The following is an 18,602-nucleotide window of genomic DNA, read 5'->3' as shown; positions in this document are numbered from 1 at the left end:
CTTTTAGAAAAGTTATATGAAAGTTTAATTGGATATAAAAAGCCTCTTTAGAAAAATCTTAAAGAGGCTTTTCTTTTGAAGGTATTGTATCTAAAAATCTACTTTATTACGTTCTGTAAGTATTATAAATCGCACATCTAATCTAATATTTTATATCCCAACTGGATCTATAAGATTTTGAATTTGTTCTTTTGGAGTATTTGTACATATACCTCCGTGATAACAAATTACTGATTCAATATCTAAATCTAAATATTTCTCCAGAGAAGAAAGAGCCTTATTCATATCTAATGTTGTTTTCTCGACAGGCCCTTGTAAAGAACCATTTACACATATCATAGCATCACCGGCAACAAGAGTTTTGCTTTTCTTTAAATAAAGGCTAATATGCCCAGGGGTATGTCCAGGTGTATAAATTATTTGAATCCCTCCACAATAGGGAAGTTCTTGTCCATCTTTTAAAGTCTGATCTACTTTCGATTTAGGAGGATTCATATACAAGAATTGCATTTCCTTAGGAAGAGATGCCCACGCTTCTTTGCTCATACGTTCAGGATCTGTTTTCATAAGTGGGAATATTCCTTCGATATATGGCTTATCAAGTTCATGCGCATACACATCGATTTGATGAGTAGCTGCATGTAATATTTCAGGAAGGCTTCCAATGTGATCTAAATCTTGGTGTGTTACAATGACCGCTTTTAATTTTTCAAAAGGAACCCCCACATCATTCATAGCAGTACGGATTTGATCTAACTGTCCAGGCATACCAGTATCGATCAAAACAGCTGTTTCTTCGTCCCACATAAGTGTAGGATGCAAAACGAAACCTTGTATTTTTAATTCAAGCATTGATACTCCATTTGAAATCTTCATGGATTAAATCCCCCTTAATAGGTGTGTTTGGATTATTATTAACTCCTACATATATTATTTATCACACCCAAAAAACCTAAGTCAATAAATAAATATTTAATCATAACATAAATAAATATTTTTGTCAATACTCCGAATTGATCTTATTATTAGATTCAATCAAATAGAGAGGAGGAGTTCAAAATTGTATAAAGAATATAAAAAGATATTTTAAATAAGGAGTTGTTCCTGTGGATCTTACATCAAATGTTACAGCGATTGTTTTAGATTTAGATGGTACTTTATTGAATTCGCAAAAAGAAGTATCCAAAAGAAATTTACAAGCTATACTCGAATGTTATAGAAAAGGAATAACTGTTATTTTTGCAACAGCAAGACCCCCGCGTTCGGTGAAAGCTTTTCTTCCTCAGGAACTTCAAGAGATAGCAGCCATCGTGTATTACAACGGTGCTTTAATTATTGATAACACATCAGAGTACAGACAACATTATCCGATTGAATCAGCTATTACAAATGAAATTATTGAATATGTGATTACTCATCATTCGGATGCGTGTCTGTCTATTGAATCAGAAGATACGTGGTACAGTAATAGGTCATTAGATTATAGTAAATCTATGAATACAATTGTAAACCCAATCGTAGTTTCTTTACATGAATTTAAAAGAATCAATGCTTCAAAATTATTAATCTCAGAATATCCGTATTACGAGAATTTACACAAGCAATTTGAACATAAAGTAAACACGGTGTGTACCGATTCAGGAACTTTAATTCAAATTATGGCCAAAGGCGTTTCTAAGAAACAGGCTATAATGGATCTTTGTGTTCAAAATCATATTCCGATGAACAGCATAATGGCATTCGGTGATGATTGGAATGATTTAGAGCTTTTTCATGCGTGTGGTTTTCCGATCGCTATGGAAAATGCAATACGTGAACTAAAAGCAATTGCATATTTTGTTACTAAGTCTAATGATGAAGACGGTGTAGCTCAAGTATTAGAAAAGTTAATTTGTACCGTCAATAATAGTTAAAAATGATCAAACTTTTTTATAAAAGATGGATTGAATTAAAAATATTCAGAGCGTGTTTTAATCAATTTTTTTAAAACACGCTCTTTCTTTTTGTTTGATTATCAAGGTTATTAGTATGAATTTGATCAAATACTATTTCAAAGCTACAAATTCAAAAAATTCATTTTTTTGTAAAAAATATAGCTTGAACACCATTGACCAGGGAGGTCAACGGGAGTACAATGTGATTGACTGATGTGGTCAACTGCGATTTTTAGAATGAAAGAAAAGAGGGCTGCCCCTATGTATTCAAAATTTTTGAACCTGGATAAGGAAAAACAAGACCGCATAATAAATGCTGCGATAAATGAATTTGCCCAGAAGGGATATGATAAGGCATCGACTAATGAAATCGTCAAGGAAGCGGGGATATCAAAGGGGTTATTATTCCATTATTTCCAAAATAAAAAGCAATTGTATTTATTCTTGTATGAACATATGATCGATATTCTAATGGAAAAAATTACAAAAAAAATAAATTGGGATGAAAAAGACATTTTTGTCCGCTATCGGCAAATCGCATTGCTGAAAATTGAAATATATCAAATTTATCCCGAAATGTTAAATTTCGCTAAGTCGATCTATAAAGACTCCTCCCCCGCAGTGAAAATTGATATAAACCGCAGGGTGAAGGAATTGTTCGAAAATTCCTTTAATAAATTATTTTCCGATATTGATCTTTCTAAATTTAAAAAAGGGATTGATATCAAAAAGGCGATCAACATTATTAATTGGACATTGGAAGGGTTCGCCTATCAAATGCAAGAAAAAGCATTGTCCCTATCCTGGGAGCAAATCGATAGCGAGGAGACAATAGCAGAAATGGAAGAATACTTGAAAATACTAAGAAATTCTTTATACGAATAAGGAGGTGATCAATTATATACAAAAGTGGTCATTTCGCATAACTGATTGAGGAGAAAAAGGGAGGTTTTATAAATGAACGTAATAGAAATTAAAAATCTAACCAAAACTTATGGCAAGGCGAGAGGAATATCCGATATTAGTTTTAATGTTGAACAGGGTGAAATTTTCGGGTTTATTGGACCTAATGGTGCTGGGAAGTCGACAACGATTCGCACATTATTATCGCTCATTTATCCAACGAGTGGCAGCGCCACGATTTTTGGGAAAGACTGTATTCAATTTGCTCCAGAAATAAAAAAGGAAATTGGCTATTTACCATCAGAAATTTTTTACTATGACAATATGAAAGTAAAGGACCTATTAAAATACTCAGCCAGCTTTTATAAAAAGGATTGCAGTAAGAGAATCAAAGAGTTAGCAGAAATTATGGACTTGGATCTCAATAAAAAAATTGATGACCTTTCTTTAGGAAACAAAAAGAAGGTTGGGATTGTTCAAGGGCTTCTCCATGAGCCTAAACTCATTATTTTGGATGAACCGACGAGCGGGCTTGACCCATTAATGCAGCAAAAATTCTTTGAACTATTAGAGGAAGAGAATAAAAAAGGTGCTACGATTTTATTTTCGTCGCACATCCTCAATGAGGTTCAAAGATTATGTAATCGTGTTGCCATCATTAAAGAAGGGAAAATCGTAACGGTAGAAAAGATTAGTACGTTACAAGAGAATAACTATAAAAAATTTAAAATTGAGACGAAAACAGCCCTAGACAAGAATTACTTCCAAATCGACGGGGTCAATAAATTAGAGGTTCACAATAACGTAACTAGCTTTTTATTTAAAGGTAATATCAATACGGTGATGAAAAAAATTGCTGAAATTGAAATCGCGAATTTGTGGATTGAAGAGCCGGACCTTGAGGAGATCTTTATACATTATTACGAAAAGGAGGCCTAAGAAACTATGAATATCTTTATGCATGAATTGAAGGCTTATCGAAAGTCTACAATCATATGGTCGCTATCGTTAATTGTAATCATTATTATTTTTATGTCGATGTATTCTTCATTTGCTGAGGATGCAAAGGGTTTTATGAAAATATTAGAAAATTATCCAGAGGCGATAAGAAATGCAATCGGGTTTAATCAAGAAAATTTCTTTACCATTTTAGGATTCTATAGCTTCCCTTTATCGTTTATTACTCTTTGCGCAGCAATCCAGGCGATGAATCTCGGCACTTCCATTGTCAATAAGGAAGTCCGTGAAAAAACAGCGGACTTTTTGCTAACGAAGCCTGTTACCCGTACAAAAATTTTGACAGCCAAGTTATTGGCAGCGCTGGTTTCGATTATCATGACGAATATCTTTTATTTCGCTGCAGCCAGCTTTGTGGCATTACAAGTTAAAACTGATGATTTTAGCTTGAAAATTTTCTTTTTACTTTCACTTACAATTTTCTTCATTCAGCTGATATTCCTATCCTTAGGAATTATCATTTCCGTTATTGTCCAAAAGATCAAATCCGTGCTGACCGTCTCGCTCGCTACCGTCTTTGCATTCTACTTTGTGGGAATGTTCAGTGATACGACAGGTGATGAAGTGAAACGTTATTTTTCGCCGTTTAAATATTTCGACACCGCCTATATCATTAAACATTCCAGCTATGAAACAACATTTTTGATTGTTGGTGCAATTATTATTATTCTTGCTATTGCAGCTAGTTATGTTGTCTATATCAAGAAGGATATCCATGCTGTTTAAGAATGCTAGCTTTGCTTGTGGAAAGCTAAATGGAGGGGTTCGGTCATGAATATATTTTTAAAAGAATTGAAGTCTCATCGAAAATCGCTCATATTTTGGAGCATCGGTGTCTTCCTTATGGTGGCATCAGGAATGACTAAATACGAAGCGTATTCGTCGTCGGGCCAATCGATAAATGATTTGATGGCAGATATTCCAAAATCGCTGCGGGCTGTATTAGGTTTCAGTGATTTGGATTTAACGAAGGCCAGCGGCTATTATGGTATGCTTTTTCTCTATTTATTATTAATGGCAACCATTCATGCAGTAATGCTCGGAGCAACCATTATTGCCAAAGAAGAACGGGATAAAACATCTGAATTTTTATTCGTAAAACCAGTATCTAGAAGTAAAGTTATTACAGCAAAGCTATTGGCAGCATTCACAAATATCGTAATCTTTAATCTCGTAACATTCGTTTCGTCCATTATTCTTTTAGGGAAATACAGCGATGGTGAAGCGGTTAATGGTGAAATCGCAATCTTAATGGCGGCAATGTTCATTTTGCAGGTCTTATTTATGGTTATCGGCAGTGCACTCGCTGCTGTAAAAAAGAAACCAAAAACAGCTGCATCAGTAGCTACTGGAATCCTATTACTTACGTATATGTTATCAATCATTATTGATTTGAATGAGAATATGGAAGGTTTAAGATATTTTACACCATTTAAATATTTTGAAGCGAAAAATGTAATGTATGGCGGTGGTTTAGATGTAATCTTTGTAGTAATTTCACTAATATTGATTCTATCACTTTTAGTCGTAACCTATGTTTATTATAAAAAAAGAGATTTGAATGTTTAGTAAAAAGACCGTAATTTGCGGTCTTTTTTTCATGGTTATAAAAATCAACAATGGAATTTAACAGAACCTATAAAGAGTAGCGTGAAAAAAGACAGCCTATGAGCTATCTTTTTTCACACTATTTAAATCGTCTTAAAACGAGAAACTCCCACCATTTCCACGGCAGTAGATTTTTTAATAGAATCATTAACTTTACTCCTTTTCCAATTGGATAACGTAAAGTTGGATGCTGCGATTCAGCAATAGCTACTATTTTCTCAGCGACATCTTTCGGATTTCCTAAAGTTTCACTCCCATTATGAATATGTTGTTCAATTTTCTTCATGTATTCTTTGTAGGGGGACTCAGATTCGGAAGTAGCTTCCGCGAGTTTTTGTCCGATTTCCCAAATATTTGTGTTATATGATCCCGGCTCAATTAATGAAACGTCGATCCCAAACGGTTTTACTTCTAAACGAAGGGACTCACTCCAACCTTCAAGTGCATATTTTGAAGTAACGTAAGGGGAGAGGCCAGGGAAACCCATTTTTCCACTGATGCTACTAACATTAATAATTTTCCCTCGTTTTTGTCTTCTCATAATTGGAAGAATAGCCTGTGTTACTGCGATAGCTCCGAACACGTTTGTCTCAAATTGTTTACGGTATTCTTCAATTGGAATTTCCTCCGCAAAACCACCGCTTGCGTAGCCCGCATTGTTAATAAGAATATCTATCCGTTCAAGATTGTTTATAAAAATTGTAAATTTCCCAATTGATTCTTCGGAAGTTACATCTAACGGATGAATTTTTATATTTTGTTCTATATGCAACGATGTAGCTTTTTCAATCAACTCTGTTTGTTTTTCAACATTTCGCATCGTAGCAATTACAAGATAGCCATTTTTAGCAAATTCTAATGAAGTGAGGAGTCCAAATCCACTTGATGAACCTGTAATAATCACGATTTTTTCTGTCATTTGTTTCTCTCTTTCTATTAAAATTAAGTTTAATTTCATCATATCGAAAGGATAAGGAGAAATTCAATAGCTTATTAAATAGAAACATATACACGTTTATATTTGTACTGTAAAAAAGTAGATTTCTAGGGAATTTACTTTTTTTCATGTCGGAATATGCGCTTACCAGGGAAATAATACGAAAGTGTTTTTATTCCCTAAAATAATCTAAACAGTATAGACAAACTAGTTTTTATGAATAAAGCCCACCCATATACATTTCCGTTAATGTATGTACAATATCTTCAAGAGAGAAATCTCGTTCATTTCGAACAATTTCCCACAAAAACATTTCATTCGCAAAGAACCAACTTCTCGCTACTAAAAAACAGTTCAAATCTTTACGTGCTAAACCGCTGTTTTGTGAATACGTAATATCTTGAACAATCCGCTCAATAAACCGTTCTCGAATAGCGCTCCATCTGTACCGAACTTCGTCAGAAGCACCGATTGCTTCTTCAACCACTTGTAATAGTTGTCTTTCCATTTCCGCCATTTGTAAAAATGCACGCACTTGTTGCTGAATCATACTACGAGCTTCTTGCTTCGTTACTGGCTGAAAGACACGTTCTGCGATTGTATAAAATTGATTCATCACATCATCCATTAATACAATAAGTAAATCATCTTTATTTTTAAAGTATACGTATGCTGTCCCGTATCCTGTTTCTGCCTTTTTGATAATCTGGGAAATTGTTGTTTTTTGAAATCCATGTTCAATAAAGACTTCACGGCCAGCAAATAATAGTTTCTTTTTTGTTTCAAGTGAACGTTGTTTTCTAGCTGAGAAAACATCTTTACTCATATGTACCACACCTTTGTGTTGAAATATCAGAAAATTTAACTTTATTCTAGGTGAAACATTTATTAAATGTCAACTGACATTATGTCATTGACGCTATGTCAGTTTTGATGATATATTTTAACTAATTAGAATTGAAAGAAAATTAAATAGAAGGTGATAGAATGTATTCAAAACCATTTGAACCATCTTACGAGCATGCTCGTCAATGTGACATTTATGATGAGCTTGCATCGTTTCAACATGAGTTTTATAAAAAAGAAGGAACAATTTATTTAGATGGAAACTCACTTGGGCTTTTATCAAAACGAGCTGAACAATCTTTATTAACATTGCTAGATTCATGGAAACAATTTGGCATTGATGGTTGGACAGAAGGACAGCATCCATGGTATTTCTTATCCGAGCAATTAGGAGAATTAAGCGCTCCACTTATCGGTGCTTCACCTGAAGAAGTAATTGTAACCGGCTCCACGACAACAAATTTACATCAAGTTGTCGCTACGTTTTATGAACCAAAGGAAGGAAAAACAAAAATCCTTGCTGATGAATTAACATTCCCATCCGATATTTACGCATTGCAAAGCCAAATTCGTTTAAAAGGGCTAGATCCTGCTGAACACCTCGTTCAAGTGAAAAGCAGAGATGGAAGAATGTTAAATGAAGAAGATATCATTGCAGCAATGACAGAAGATATTGCGCTCATTGTACTACCGGCCGTGTTATATCGAAGCGGGCAAATTTTAGATATGAAGCTTCTTACGAAAGAAGCACATAAACGCGGTATTCATATTGGCTTTGATCTTTGTCATTCCATCGGTTCTATTCCGCATCACTTTCAAGAATGGGATGTCGATTTTGCAGTTTGGTGTAATTATAAATATTTAAATGCCGGTCCAGGTGGAGTTGGTGGCCTGTACGTTAATAAAAAGCATTTTAATCGTTTACCAGGATTAGCAGGCTGGTTTAGTTCCCGAAAAGATAAACAGTTTGATATGGAACACGAACTTACGCCAGCCGGGCATGCCGGTGCATATCAAATTGGAACACCACACGTGTTAAGTGTTGCTCCGCTTATCGGTTCTTTAGAAATTTTTAAAGAAGCGGGCATAGAGCGATTACGACAGAAATCTCTTCATATTACACGCTATATGATAAACCTAATACATCATGAATTAACAGATATGGGCTTTACACTTGGTAATCCGTTAGAAGATGAAAAAAGAGGCGGACATATTTATTTAGAACATAAAGAAGCAGCACGTATTTGTAAGGCACTAAAAGCGAATGGAATTATTCCTGATTTTCGCGCACCAAATGGTATTCGTTTAGCTCCTGTCGCTTTATACAACACGTATGAAGAAGTATGGAAAGCCGTACAAATTTTGAAGAAGATTATGGTGGAAGAGCAGTATAAACAATTTGAAAATAAGCGAGAGGTTGTGGCATAAGGATGAAAGAAAACAAGTGGATTGATATTTCTCAACCTCTAAACAATGATATTGCCACTTGGCCGGGCGATACGCCTTTTTCCTATGAAGTGTCATGGACAAAAGAACAAAGTGGATCTGTTAATGTTGGTAAAATTTCAATGAGTATTCACACTGGAACACATATTGATGCGCCGTTTCATTTTGATAATGATGGTAAAAAAGTAAGTGATCTTGATATTAACGTCTACATTGGTCCTGCTCGAATTATTGATGTGACAGGTTATAAAAGCATCGGAGCAAAAGAGTTAAAAACGCATGATTTAGAAGGAGTAAGTAGATTATTATTACGGACCTCATCAAAAACAAATCAGCACGTATTTCCTGAAACAATTCCGTATTTACGTGCTGATCTTGCACCTTATCTGCATGAAAAGGGAGTGCGCTTAATCGGTGTAGATGTCCCATCTGTTGATCCGCTTGATGATAAAGAGCTAGCAGCACATCATGAGTTATTTAAACACGGTATTCATATTTTAGAAAATGTTGTTCTAGAAAATGTACAAGACGGAGACTACGAACTTATTGCCCTGCCGCTTTCGCTAACAGATGCAGACGGTAGCCCGGTTCGTGCTGTAATAAAACCATTATAAAAATAGCCTATACTGCATAGAGAGGATGTACACATATGAAAGAAAATGAAAAAGTAATTATGGAGAAGGGGATTCATACAGATTTTCGTAATAACATGACATACGGGGAATATTTACAATTAGATAGTTTACTATCTAGCCAAAAACGACTCTCTGATCATCATGACGAAATGTTATTCATCGTGATTCACCAAGCAAGTGAGCTTTGGATGAAATTAATTTTACATGAATTAGAAGCAGCTATCGAATCAATCAAAAACGAAAAACTTGCACCTGCTTTTAAGATGCTTGCACGTGTTTCAAAAATTCAATCGCAAATTATTCAATCATGGGATATTCTTGCCACGCTCACACCAGCTGAGTATATTGAATTCCGCGATTCACTCGGTCAAGCATCCGGATTTCAATCTTATCAATATCGAATGATTGAATTTGCGCTTGGCTATAAAACACCACATGTTCTTAAAATCTATGAAAAAGATGCAGAATTGCACGCTCGTCTACATAAGGCGCTTCATACACCGAGTTTATATGACGTTGCGATTCAAACCCTTGCAAAAGAAGGATTTCCAATTAACCCAAATGTGCTTCAGCGTGATATTACGCAACCATATGAAGCAGATGCAACAGTAGAAGCAGCGTGGTTAGAAGTCTACTCAGATGTAAAGAAATATTGGGACTTATATCAATTAGCTGAAAAGCTAATCGATATCGAAGATTGGCTGCAGCAGTGGCGTTTCCGTCATATGAAAACTGTAGAACGTATTATCGGACATAAAATGGGAACTGGCGGTTCTTCAGGCGTTTCTTATTTAAAACGTGTGTTGGATCAATCCTTCTTCCCAGAGCTTTGGAATATCCGGACAAAATTGTAAAAGAAAAGTCGGTAGCTATTATCAGTTACCGACTTTTCTTTTTAATAATTATTTCATGGTATAGTAAAGACTAGTAAAAAAGTCTTTATTCGGAGGAACGTATATTGGATTTTTACGCATTAGAAAATATGCTCAAAAAAAAGAAAGTACATTCATTTTTAATTCACCAACGTGGTGAATTCACTACAAAGTACTATAAAACAGAACAATGCGCACATAACTTATACAAAATCAATTCTATTACAAAAAGTATCGTATCTACTCTCATTGGAATCGCCATTGATAAAGGTTTTATAAATGGTATACATAGTCCCATAATAGAATGGATTCAAAATATACCAAAAGAAAAGCAAGACCTGACTATATATCATTTATTAACGATGACAACAGGTGAGGAGTGGCAGGAATTTGGAAACGGTGTTGTTTTCCCAAATGATTTTGTCGAGTCTGATCATTGGATAGATTATATTTTAAAGAAACCAATGATAAATCGACCTGGAACAAAAATGAATTATAATTCAGGTTCTTCGCATCTATTAAGTTATATTGTACAAAAGGCAACTAACATGACGACGGAACAATTTGCAAAGGTACATCTATTCGATCCTTTACATATTACCGACTATGAATGGCAGCAAGATCCACAGGGAATTTTTGTTGGCGGCTTTGGCATGAAAATGAAAGCAGAAGACATGCTGAAAATTGGCTTATTATGTCTACAAAATGGATATTGGAACGGACAGCAACTTGTATCTTCAAGCTGGATTGAGCAATCCCATCAAGAAAGATTTACAACATATGAACATATTGGGGCATACGGTTATCATTGGTGGGTATTAGATCAAAACAATTTCGACATGCCCTACCATACATATTTTGCGATGGGATATGGCGGACAATATATTATCATTGTTCCTCAATTAGAGTTAGTTACAGTCATTAGTAGTCAAATGCCAAAGCGGGGCTTAGTACCGCTTAAACTGTTTATAAAACATTTACAAGAAACGTACTAAATTAACTTAGTACAGAATGAATGTTTGCAAAGGATAAGTTGGGGGATGGATATGAACAATTTATTTACAATAGACTGTGGTGAAATATTACTAAGAGAGTTTAGAATTGAAGATGTTGATGCTATTTATGAACTTACTTCACAACCTGAAGTTTATGAATTTTTGCCAGATTGGCGTTCAACAAGAGAACAACGATTAAACTGGGTTACAAATTATGAGGTACCATCCAATAAAGAGTTTTTGTCAGCTGTACCTAATATCGGTGGTCAAAATTATTTGAAGTTAGGAATTGTATTAAAGGAAACTGACAAATTTATTGGTTTCTGCAATACAGGTATCAAAGAAGAGCTGAGTGAACCAAACCGAGAAATCGCTTTTGCTATTTCAAAACATTACAGAAATCGGGGATACACAACAAAAGCAGTAAAAGGATTGGTAAAATATTTGTTTGAGAATACAGATGTTGAACTACTAAATACCATTGTTCTTCCTCAAAATGTAAGCTCGAATAAAGTAATTCAAAAATGTGGTTTTTGTTTTAATGGAAATATAGAGATTGAAGACCAACAATATTATCATTACATTCTTCACAAAGAGGAATGAAAAAGTACTAAATAATATAAAACCTTTTACTACAAACATTTCATATTCAACAAACGGGTGCTTTAGTTTAAAAAAGAGTACACAATAAAAATAGCCTGTATCTTTGATTACTAAGTAATCGTAGATACAGGCTTTATTTTTCGGTAATTAACTGCCCTTATATATATTTAAAGAAATTCTAACCTTTTTATACAAATTGCATTGTAAAACGACAAATCTACTTACAGAACTTGTACAATGCTTACACACGATTGTAAGTCCATGTTTTTTGATACATTTGATTGCATGAGTAATGTTTTTGTTAGTGTATTCTGCCAACGTTCCGCAATGCTAAGAATACACACTTCTGTAATTATTCATTCTAAACATGAATTTTTAAAACAACATCAGTTCATTTGTAGACTCACTCTACATAATGCTTGTTCTTCTGTTACGGTATTTTGTTTTTTCTTATCTCGGCGTTTCTTTAAAAAGAATGTTTAAAAATGTCTCTGTTTTTGTTTCAAATTCTACATCAACAAATACTCCAAATTCTTTTCCGTTCTTCTCTCGCAACCACAACTTAAATTTTTCAACTGATACATTTGCCGTTTTTGGTTTTCTTCCTATGTGAAGATAATCGATAATATCAGCTTGTGGGTATTTTTCTTTCGTTTTTTGCACTGCAAGCTTTCCCCATTTTGCGTATGGAGGTTGAGCATGAATGATTGAAAACGGTCTGTATATAAATAAAGCTACTGTAACAAGTCCGATACATATAATTAAACGTGTATATAAAGGTTTCATATTAAGCTCCTTTATCCCGCTACCTTTGGGCAGTAAGACCTCCACCTCAAGATGCAGAGAAAGGGAAGAAAATAGGTGGAGGAATACTGCCCGTAAGAGCACGATTGGTTCAACTAACCATCAGTAGGGTATAAAGCCCCCCCCACTGATGGAAGTTTCATTTTATAGCATTTTCTATAGTGTTTACACTTAAGCGAATTCATATGAATTTGCCTTTTTTTGTCTTCCTTACATAAAACCGCATCATTTACAAAAAATAACCTTGAAATCATCGTCATATTCAAGGAGGTTGAACTATGCATCGTAAAGCTTTCTTCAAAGTACCGCTTTTACTCGTTACATTTGCGGCCGCTTTGTTAGTAAGTAGTGTTCATGAGAAGGAAGTAGGGGCTTTTTCTAATCAAGTCATTCAAAAAGGAGCCTCTGGAGAAGATGTAATCGAACTACAATCAAGGCTCAAGTATATTGGATTTTACAATGGAAAAGTAGATGGTGTCTTTGGATGGGGTACATATTGGGCACTTCGGAATTTTCAAGAAAAGTTTGGGTTACCGGTTGACGGACTTGCAGGTACAGCTACAAAACAAAAACTCGTTAAAGCTACAAAATATGAAAAACAACCAAATAACACAGCAAATAAACAAAATAACAAACCGGCGCCAAATAAAGGTACAAATGTTCCAAATGGATATTCACAAAATGACATTAAAATATTAGCAAATGCTGTATACGGAGAATCTCGCGGTGAACCTTATATCGGACAAGTTGCCGTAGCAGCTGTTATTTTAAATCGCGTCAGCAGCCCGTCTTTTCCAAATACAGTGGCAGGTGTGATTTATGAGCCGCGTGCCTTTACTGCTGTTGCGGATGGACAAATTAATTTAACACCAAATGAAACAGCAAAAAAAGCTGTACTTGATGCGATTAACGGATGGGATCCATCTGATGGCGCGATTTATTACTTTAATCCAGATACAGCAACAAGCGAATGGATTTGGAGTCGTCCGCAAATCAAAAAAATTGGAAGACACATTTTTTGTCGTTAGGAGGTGGATGAGATATGTTTAGAGGTTTCATTATCGTTTTATTAACAATTGGAGTTGTAGGTACAGGATATTGGGGGTATAAAGAGCATCAAGAAAAAAATGCTGTTTTAATTCACGCTGAAAACAACTACCAGCGGGCTTTTCATGATTTAGCGTATCAAGTTGATTTATTACACGATAAAATTGGGACAACATTAGCAATGAATTCACGAACATCATTATCACCTGCATTAGCTGACGTGTGGCGTATCACATCTCAGGCGCATTCTGATATTGGCCAATTACCACTTACATTGCTCCCGTTTAATAAAACAGAAGAATTTCTAGCAAATATCGGAGATTTTAGTTATCGTACAGCTATACGCGATTTAGATAAAGAACCATTAAATGACCAAGAATATAATACACTCCAGCAGCTATACAATAATGCTGCAAATATTCAAGATGAACTGCGCAAAGTACAGCATCTGGCCTTAAAAAATAACTTACGTTGGATGGATGTTGAACTAGCCCTTGCTTCTAATAATAACCCAGCTGATAACACGATTATCGATGGATTTAAAACAGTGGAAAAAAACAGTCAATCTTACTCACAAAGCCATTTTGGACCAACGTTTACAAGTTTAGAAAAAGAAAAAAAAGGCGAAACGCACATATCTGGTCCAAAAATTTCAGAAGACCAAGCAATAAATATTGCAAAATCTTTTCTGAGCTTAAAGGGAGATGAAAAGATTTCTGTTGAAAAAAGCAGCAAGGGAGCAAAACAAAAATTTTATAGCATTACTGTGAAAGATCCAAAGACAAATAGTGAAACGAATATGGACATTACTGAACAAGGTGGATATCCAATTTGGGTCATGAGCAATCGGGAAATTAAAGAACAAAAAATGAGCTTAAATGAAGCAGGAGAAAAGGGACTTTCCTTTTTAAAACAAAATAAATTCAAAAATATGGAGTTATATGAAAGTTCACAATACGACTCTGTCGGCGTTTTCACATTCGTAACTAATCGGGACAACGTACGTATATATCCAGAGTCCATTCAAATGAAAATCGCACTCGATGACGGTTCGATTGTTGGCTTTTCGGCAAAAGACTATTTAGCTTCTCGTAAAGATATAAAAATTCCAAAACCAACACTATCGGCTTCGGATGCACGAAAGAAAATCAATCCGAATTTGAAAGTTATGGAAGAGCGTGAAGCAGTTATTGTAAATGACTTGCATAAAGAAGTACTATGTTATGAATTTTTAGGAACACTTGGCAAAGACACATATCAAATCTTTATTAATGCCAATAATGGCACGGAAGAAAAGGTGAAAAAACTACAAAGTGTAGAACAAGTTTATGATTAATGAATAGGAGTGACACCTTTGAGAAAAATCTTTTACTTTTGTATCTGTTTGCTTCTATTAGCGAGCTGTAATACAAAAAAGAACAATAATGCAGCGAGTCCAAGTCCAAGTCCAACTTCGAATGCTAAATTGATTTCAACAAAAAACGAAACAAATCAAGATGTTACATATAAATCAGATGAAAAAGTGGCGGATCACTTAGCAAAATTAGCATCGAGCGTACCGGGTGTAAACGATGCAACAGCAGTTGTACTTGGAAGATATGCAGTTGTTGGAATTGATGTTGACGCAAAACTAGATCGCTCTCGAGTAGAGACAATCAAATATTCAGTAGCAGAGAGTTTAAAACATGATCCACTCGGAGCAAATGCAGTTGTTGTAGCAGATATCGATACGTATCAGCGCTTAAAAGAAATGGGCAAACAAATAAAGGAAGGAAACGCAGGAAAAGGAATTCTCGATGAACTCGCAGCAATTGTCGGGCGTGTAATGCCGCAAGTACCAAATGATGTATTTGAAAAGAAACAGATCAATCCAACTAAAGAAAACGATCAACAATTACAAAAAGGCGAACAAAGTGAACTAAAACAAGAACAGGTTGATCAATCCAATCAAAATTTAAAACGATAAAAATAATCCCCGTGTTATATAGCACGGGGATTATTTTTGGGGAAAAATCGAATATTTTATTTATTCATAAAAATATTATATGATTTTGTATAAAAGAAAACATACGTTTTTGTAAATGGAGGAATATATGTCATGCAAATAAATGGATCTATTCAACTCGTTCCATATACGGAAAAATTTAAAGAATCTTTGCAAACATTTACTTTACCTGAAGAACAAGTGCAATTTACAGCCCATCCAATGGAATTACTCAAAAAAGTAGAACAAAATCCAACTCGAAATCCTATTGTTATTTTAGCTGATAACAAGCCAGTCGGTATTTTTGCGTTGCAATCGGGAAGTCGTGTACAAGAATATACAAATAAAGAAAATTCTTTACTGCTTGTTTCATTTTCAATCGATTACACAGAACAAGGGAAAGGATATGCAAAACAAGCGTTATATCAGTTACCACATTATATAGATTCATATTTTCCGAACATAGAAGAAATTGTGTTGGCAGTCAATGAAAGAAATATTCCCGCTCAAAAATTATATGTAAAAGTTGGATTTGAAGATAGAGGCCATCGTAGAATGGGACCAATTGGACCGCAATTTGTTTTATACTTATCATTGGAAAAGAAAACTTCAAAAGACACAAGATAAATTAACTATACTATAATAATGAGAGGATTATGCGTATGATGTAAGAGTGTATATCCTCCTTATTTATAAAGAAATTTTAATAACAAAGCAAAAACTATTGAAGTTGTTTACGGAGGATACTATACAGATAAAACTAATACTTGCCGGTTACGGCACTGTTGGAAAAGAATTTGTAAAACTCATTCATGAAAAAGCACCCTTTATTCGAAAAGAATTCGGTTTAGAGTTAATCCTTGTTGGTATTATTGGACGTGATTTAAAATTATATCATCCAGAGGGACTTTGTATCGATACTTTGCTTACACTAGGCGGGGGATCAGTAGCCTTACACAAATACATAGAACAACATTCGGTTCATAATGAAAAAATGAATGGTCATGTTTTAGTTGAATCTACACCAACCAATCTCGAAAATGGCGAACCAGGAAAACAAAATATGTTACAAGCTATTGAAAGCAGCATGGATATTGTTTCTATTTCCAAAGGAGCACTTGTCACGTCTTGGAAAGAAATAAACGAATCGGCTAGATTAGCAAATGTACGCATCCGCTATAGCGGAGCGACAGCCGCAGCACTTCCTACATTAGATATAGGTCAATTCAGCTTAGCGGGATGCAAGATTGAACGCATCGAAGGAGTTTTAAACGGGACAACAAATTATATTTTAACGAAAATGCATGAAGATAACACTTCGTACGAAAAAGCGTTGCAACAAGCGCGGCAAAAAGGAATCGCTGAAACAAATCCTTCATTAGATGTAAGCGGCATGGATAGCGCTTGTAAGTTATTGCTACTCGCGAATAGTTTGCTGCGTACAGAATATTCACTTGAAGATATTACTGTTAAAGGAATAGAAAATCTATCAAAACAGGATATACAAAAAGTAAAAGAACAAGGAAAACAAATGAAACTAATAGCGAGAGCATATACAGATGATGATGGAGAAGTGCGGCTTGAAGTACAACCATATGCAGTAGACCCGAACCACTCACTAGCAAGTGTTATAGGAACTGAAAAAGGAATTACCTTTTACACGGATACGATGGGGACAGTTTCTTCCATCGGCGGAGCTTCCAATCCACGAGGAGCTGCAGCAGCAGCTTTAAAAGATGTAATCAATCTATATCGAAAAGATATTATGTAACTTTACATACGATTATGTACAAATCCCGCTTATTTGGAAAGAGTGGGATTTGTCATTTCTTAATATAAAAATAGTAATCTATTGTCAATTATCATTGAGTTTTTTGTTTACTTTTTGGCATGAATAGGATTAAGATGTTTTGTAAGCATGTTATTGTTTAGCTGATTGTACATATACAAAACAGAAAAATACCAGTATTATATAGAAGCTAGAAAGAAAGCTGAAAGGGATTGAGAATTGTGAAGAAACTTGATGTACTGTTAATGGTGCTCAGCGTCCTGTTCCCAGTTGCAGGTATAATGAAACAAATTCCTCTACAATTATCATTATTTATGGGAGGATTATTGTTTTTAACTAGTTTTGGAAGTTATCATGCAAAACGAATGCATTCACGAATATTTAGTTGGGTAGCTTATACAGCATTTATCACACTCTTGCTGACTATTTGGAATCAATTCGTAACAACCAGCTCCTTAGTAGCAAACGCAAAAATTGCTGCATGTATTGCTGTGATCCCGTTTTTATTCCGATTCCGTACATATGCCATTACACTAGGATTACTCGCATTATGGGGCGCAATGTTGTGGGATATAAAACAAGTACATTCATTAGCGGTTCTAGGACGGATGATGAACCTACTCACAACAGAACGATTGTATTTACTTATTCTAGTAGCAGGATTTTTAATTGGCGGATTACTTGCAAATGCACTATATCGTGATAACAGTCGTAACGGACAAGACAAAACAAGCGCATTTAAACAAAAAAAGAAGCGAATGAGACCTACATTTAAAATTCGTATTCCGAGTTTACCAAGAATTAAATTTAAAATGTTCAAGTTCGGTAAAAAATCTTCCAAACAAAGAGAAACTCGTCCGTATGAACGAAACTATGAAGAGAGAACACCAACTTACCATACAACGCAAACAGAACAACATAACAATACTGGAACAGGACATGGACAAACGAGAATGGAACGAAGAAAAAATCGTTATAATGCATAGAGAATATGTTTGTACAAATATAAAAACCCGCAATTTCCCTTCATACAATTGATGGGGCATTGCGGGTTTTTACTATATAATAATTAATATATCAAATATATTACTCATAAAATCCCTTGATTTGAAGAGGTACTTGGATAAAGTAAAGTTTCCGCTAATTACATACTTAGAGAAATGGTAATGAAAATACACTCAT

General features: G+C 34.8%; 20 protein-coding genes. 16 read left to right on the top strand and 4 right to left on the bottom strand.

Translation table 11 applies throughout. The annotated features are described in order from the left end of the window. Nucleotides 1-150 precede the first annotated feature (150 nt). Entirely contained in the window at nucleotides 151-876 is a 726-nt protein-coding gene (locus ACTDJC_RS16320) for an MBL fold metallo-hydrolase (RefSeq protein WP_440604062.1), read from the bottom strand. A gap of 230 nt (nucleotides 877-1,106) precedes the next feature. Between ACTDJC_RS16320 and ACTDJC_RS16315 the strand changes: the two genes are divergently transcribed. The 5 genes from ACTDJC_RS16315 to ACTDJC_RS16295 all read left to right on the top strand — a co-directional run bounded on the left by ACTDJC_RS16315 (nucleotide 1,107) and on the right by ACTDJC_RS16295 (nucleotide 5,423). After that, nucleotides 1,107-1,913, top strand: coding sequence for an HAD family hydrolase (locus ACTDJC_RS16315; RefSeq protein ID WP_098310317.1), 807 nt, complete (start codon nucleotides 1,107-1,109; stop codon nucleotides 1,911-1,913). Between the two features lie 234 nt (nucleotides 1,914-2,147). Next, a complete protein-coding gene (locus ACTDJC_RS16310; protein WP_440604061.1) occupies nucleotides 2,148-2,819 on the top strand; it encodes a TetR/AcrR family transcriptional regulator in 672 nt (223 codons plus the stop codon). Nucleotides 2,820-2,891: 72 nt separating this feature from the next. Beyond that, on the top strand, nucleotides 2,892-3,776 hold the full coding sequence (locus tag ACTDJC_RS16305) for an ABC transporter ATP-binding protein (protein WP_429710722.1): 885 nt from the start codon (nucleotides 2,892-2,894) through the stop codon (nucleotides 3,774-3,776). Nucleotides 3,777-3,782: 6 nt separating this feature from the next. Continuing rightward, complete coding sequence (locus tag ACTDJC_RS16300) at nucleotides 3,783-4,580, top strand: ABC transporter permease subunit (RefSeq protein ID WP_440604060.1); 798 nt, start codon at nucleotides 3,783-3,785, stop codon at nucleotides 4,578-4,580. Nucleotides 4,581-4,625: 45 nt separating this feature from the next. Beyond that, nucleotides 4,626-5,423, top strand: coding sequence for an ABC transporter permease subunit (locus tag ACTDJC_RS16295; protein WP_440604059.1), 798 nt, complete (start codon nucleotides 4,626-4,628; stop codon nucleotides 5,421-5,423). Between the two features lie 118 nt (nucleotides 5,424-5,541). Here ACTDJC_RS16295 and ACTDJC_RS16290 read toward each other — a convergent pair whose 3' ends face one another. Both ACTDJC_RS16290 and ACTDJC_RS16285 read right to left on the bottom strand, forming a co-directional pair. Next, entirely contained in the window at nucleotides 5,542-6,381 is an 840-nt protein-coding gene (locus ACTDJC_RS16290) for an oxidoreductase (protein WP_440604058.1), read from the bottom strand. Between the two features lie 232 nt (nucleotides 6,382-6,613). Beyond that, entirely contained in the window at nucleotides 6,614-7,225 is a 612-nt protein-coding gene (locus tag ACTDJC_RS16285; protein WP_440604057.1) for a TetR/AcrR family transcriptional regulator, read from the bottom strand. Between the two features lie 161 nt (nucleotides 7,226-7,386). Here ACTDJC_RS16285 and kynU point away from each other — a divergent pair, with 161 nt between their 5' ends. The 5 genes from kynU (at nucleotide 7,387) to ACTDJC_RS16260 (ending at nucleotide 11,796) form a co-directional block, all read left to right on the top strand. Beyond that, complete coding sequence (kynU, locus tag ACTDJC_RS16280; protein WP_440604056.1) at nucleotides 7,387-8,673, top strand: kynureninase; 1,287 nt, start codon at nucleotides 7,387-7,389, stop codon at nucleotides 8,671-8,673. Nucleotides 8,674-8,675: 2 nt separating this feature from the next. Continuing rightward, nucleotides 8,676-9,305 carry an arylformamidase gene (gene kynB, locus ACTDJC_RS16275; protein WP_429710730.1) on the top strand — a complete coding sequence of 210 codons (630 nt, stop codon included), beginning with the start codon at nucleotides 8,676-8,678 and terminating at the stop codon, nucleotides 9,303-9,305. A 35-nt stretch (nucleotides 9,306-9,340) separates the two neighbouring features. Continuing rightward, the gene (gene kynA / locus ACTDJC_RS16270) at nucleotides 9,341-10,180 is read left to right on the top strand and encodes a tryptophan 2,3-dioxygenase (protein ID WP_429719403.1); all 840 of its coding nucleotides are present in this window, start codon (nucleotides 9,341-9,343) and stop codon (nucleotides 10,178-10,180) included. 104 nt (nucleotides 10,181-10,284) lie between these two features. Next, entirely contained in the window at nucleotides 10,285-11,193 is a 909-nt protein-coding gene (locus tag ACTDJC_RS16265) for a serine hydrolase domain-containing protein (protein ID WP_253629629.1), read from the top strand. A 51-nt stretch (nucleotides 11,194-11,244) separates the two neighbouring features. Further along, nucleotides 11,245-11,796, top strand: coding sequence for a GNAT family N-acetyltransferase (locus ACTDJC_RS16260; RefSeq protein WP_440604055.1), 552 nt, complete (start codon nucleotides 11,245-11,247; stop codon nucleotides 11,794-11,796). 450 nt (nucleotides 11,797-12,246) lie between these two features. On the opposite strand, the gene ACTDJC_RS16255 is transcribed toward ACTDJC_RS16260, so the two are convergent. Next, nucleotides 12,247-12,582 (bottom strand): DUF3889 domain-containing protein, encoded by a 336-nt coding sequence (locus tag ACTDJC_RS16255; protein ID WP_098310307.1) that lies wholly within the window; start codon nucleotides 12,580-12,582, stop codon nucleotides 12,247-12,249. Between the two features lie 296 nt (nucleotides 12,583-12,878). On the opposite strand from ACTDJC_RS16255, the gene sleB reads away from it, so the two are divergent. The 6 genes from sleB to ACTDJC_RS16225 all read left to right on the top strand — a co-directional run bounded on the left by sleB (nucleotide 12,879) and on the right by ACTDJC_RS16225 (nucleotide 18,406). Then, complete coding sequence (gene sleB, locus ACTDJC_RS16250) at nucleotides 12,879-13,628, top strand: spore cortex-lytic enzyme (RefSeq protein ID WP_440604054.1); 750 nt, start codon at nucleotides 12,879-12,881, stop codon at nucleotides 13,626-13,628. Nucleotides 13,629-13,642: 14 nt separating this feature from the next. Next, nucleotides 13,643-14,983: a germination protein YpeB gene (gene ypeB / locus ACTDJC_RS16245; protein WP_098310305.1), complete on the top strand. Its 1,341-nt coding sequence runs from the start codon at nucleotides 13,643-13,645 to the stop codon at nucleotides 14,981-14,983. Nucleotides 14,984-15,001: 18 nt separating this feature from the next. After that, complete coding sequence (locus ACTDJC_RS16240) at nucleotides 15,002-15,613, top strand: YhcN/YlaJ family sporulation lipoprotein (protein ID WP_429710736.1); 612 nt, start codon at nucleotides 15,002-15,004, stop codon at nucleotides 15,611-15,613. 132 nt (nucleotides 15,614-15,745) lie between these two features. Continuing rightward, nucleotides 15,746-16,258, top strand: a complete 513-nt coding sequence (locus ACTDJC_RS16235) for a GNAT family N-acetyltransferase (protein ID WP_440604053.1) — start codon at nucleotides 15,746-15,748, stop codon at nucleotides 16,256-16,258. Nucleotides 16,259-16,379: 121 nt separating this feature from the next. Then, a complete protein-coding gene (locus ACTDJC_RS16230; RefSeq protein WP_440604194.1) occupies nucleotides 16,380-17,402 on the top strand; it encodes a homoserine dehydrogenase in 1,023 nt (340 codons plus the stop codon). 239 nt (nucleotides 17,403-17,641) lie between these two features. Beyond that, nucleotides 17,642-18,406 (top strand): DUF3959 family protein, encoded by a 765-nt coding sequence (locus ACTDJC_RS16225; RefSeq protein ID WP_440604052.1) that lies wholly within the window; start codon nucleotides 17,642-17,644, stop codon nucleotides 18,404-18,406. The last annotated feature ends 196 nt before the right edge of the window (nucleotides 18,407-18,602 follow it).

The sequence above is a fragment of the Bacillus sp. GB_SG_008 genome, from assembly GCF_052038115.1.
GTDB classification, from domain to species: Bacteria; Bacillota; Bacilli; order Bacillales; family Bacillaceae_G; genus Bacillus_A; species Bacillus_A rhizoplanae.
This window is presented reverse-complemented; position numbering and strand designations above follow the sequence as displayed.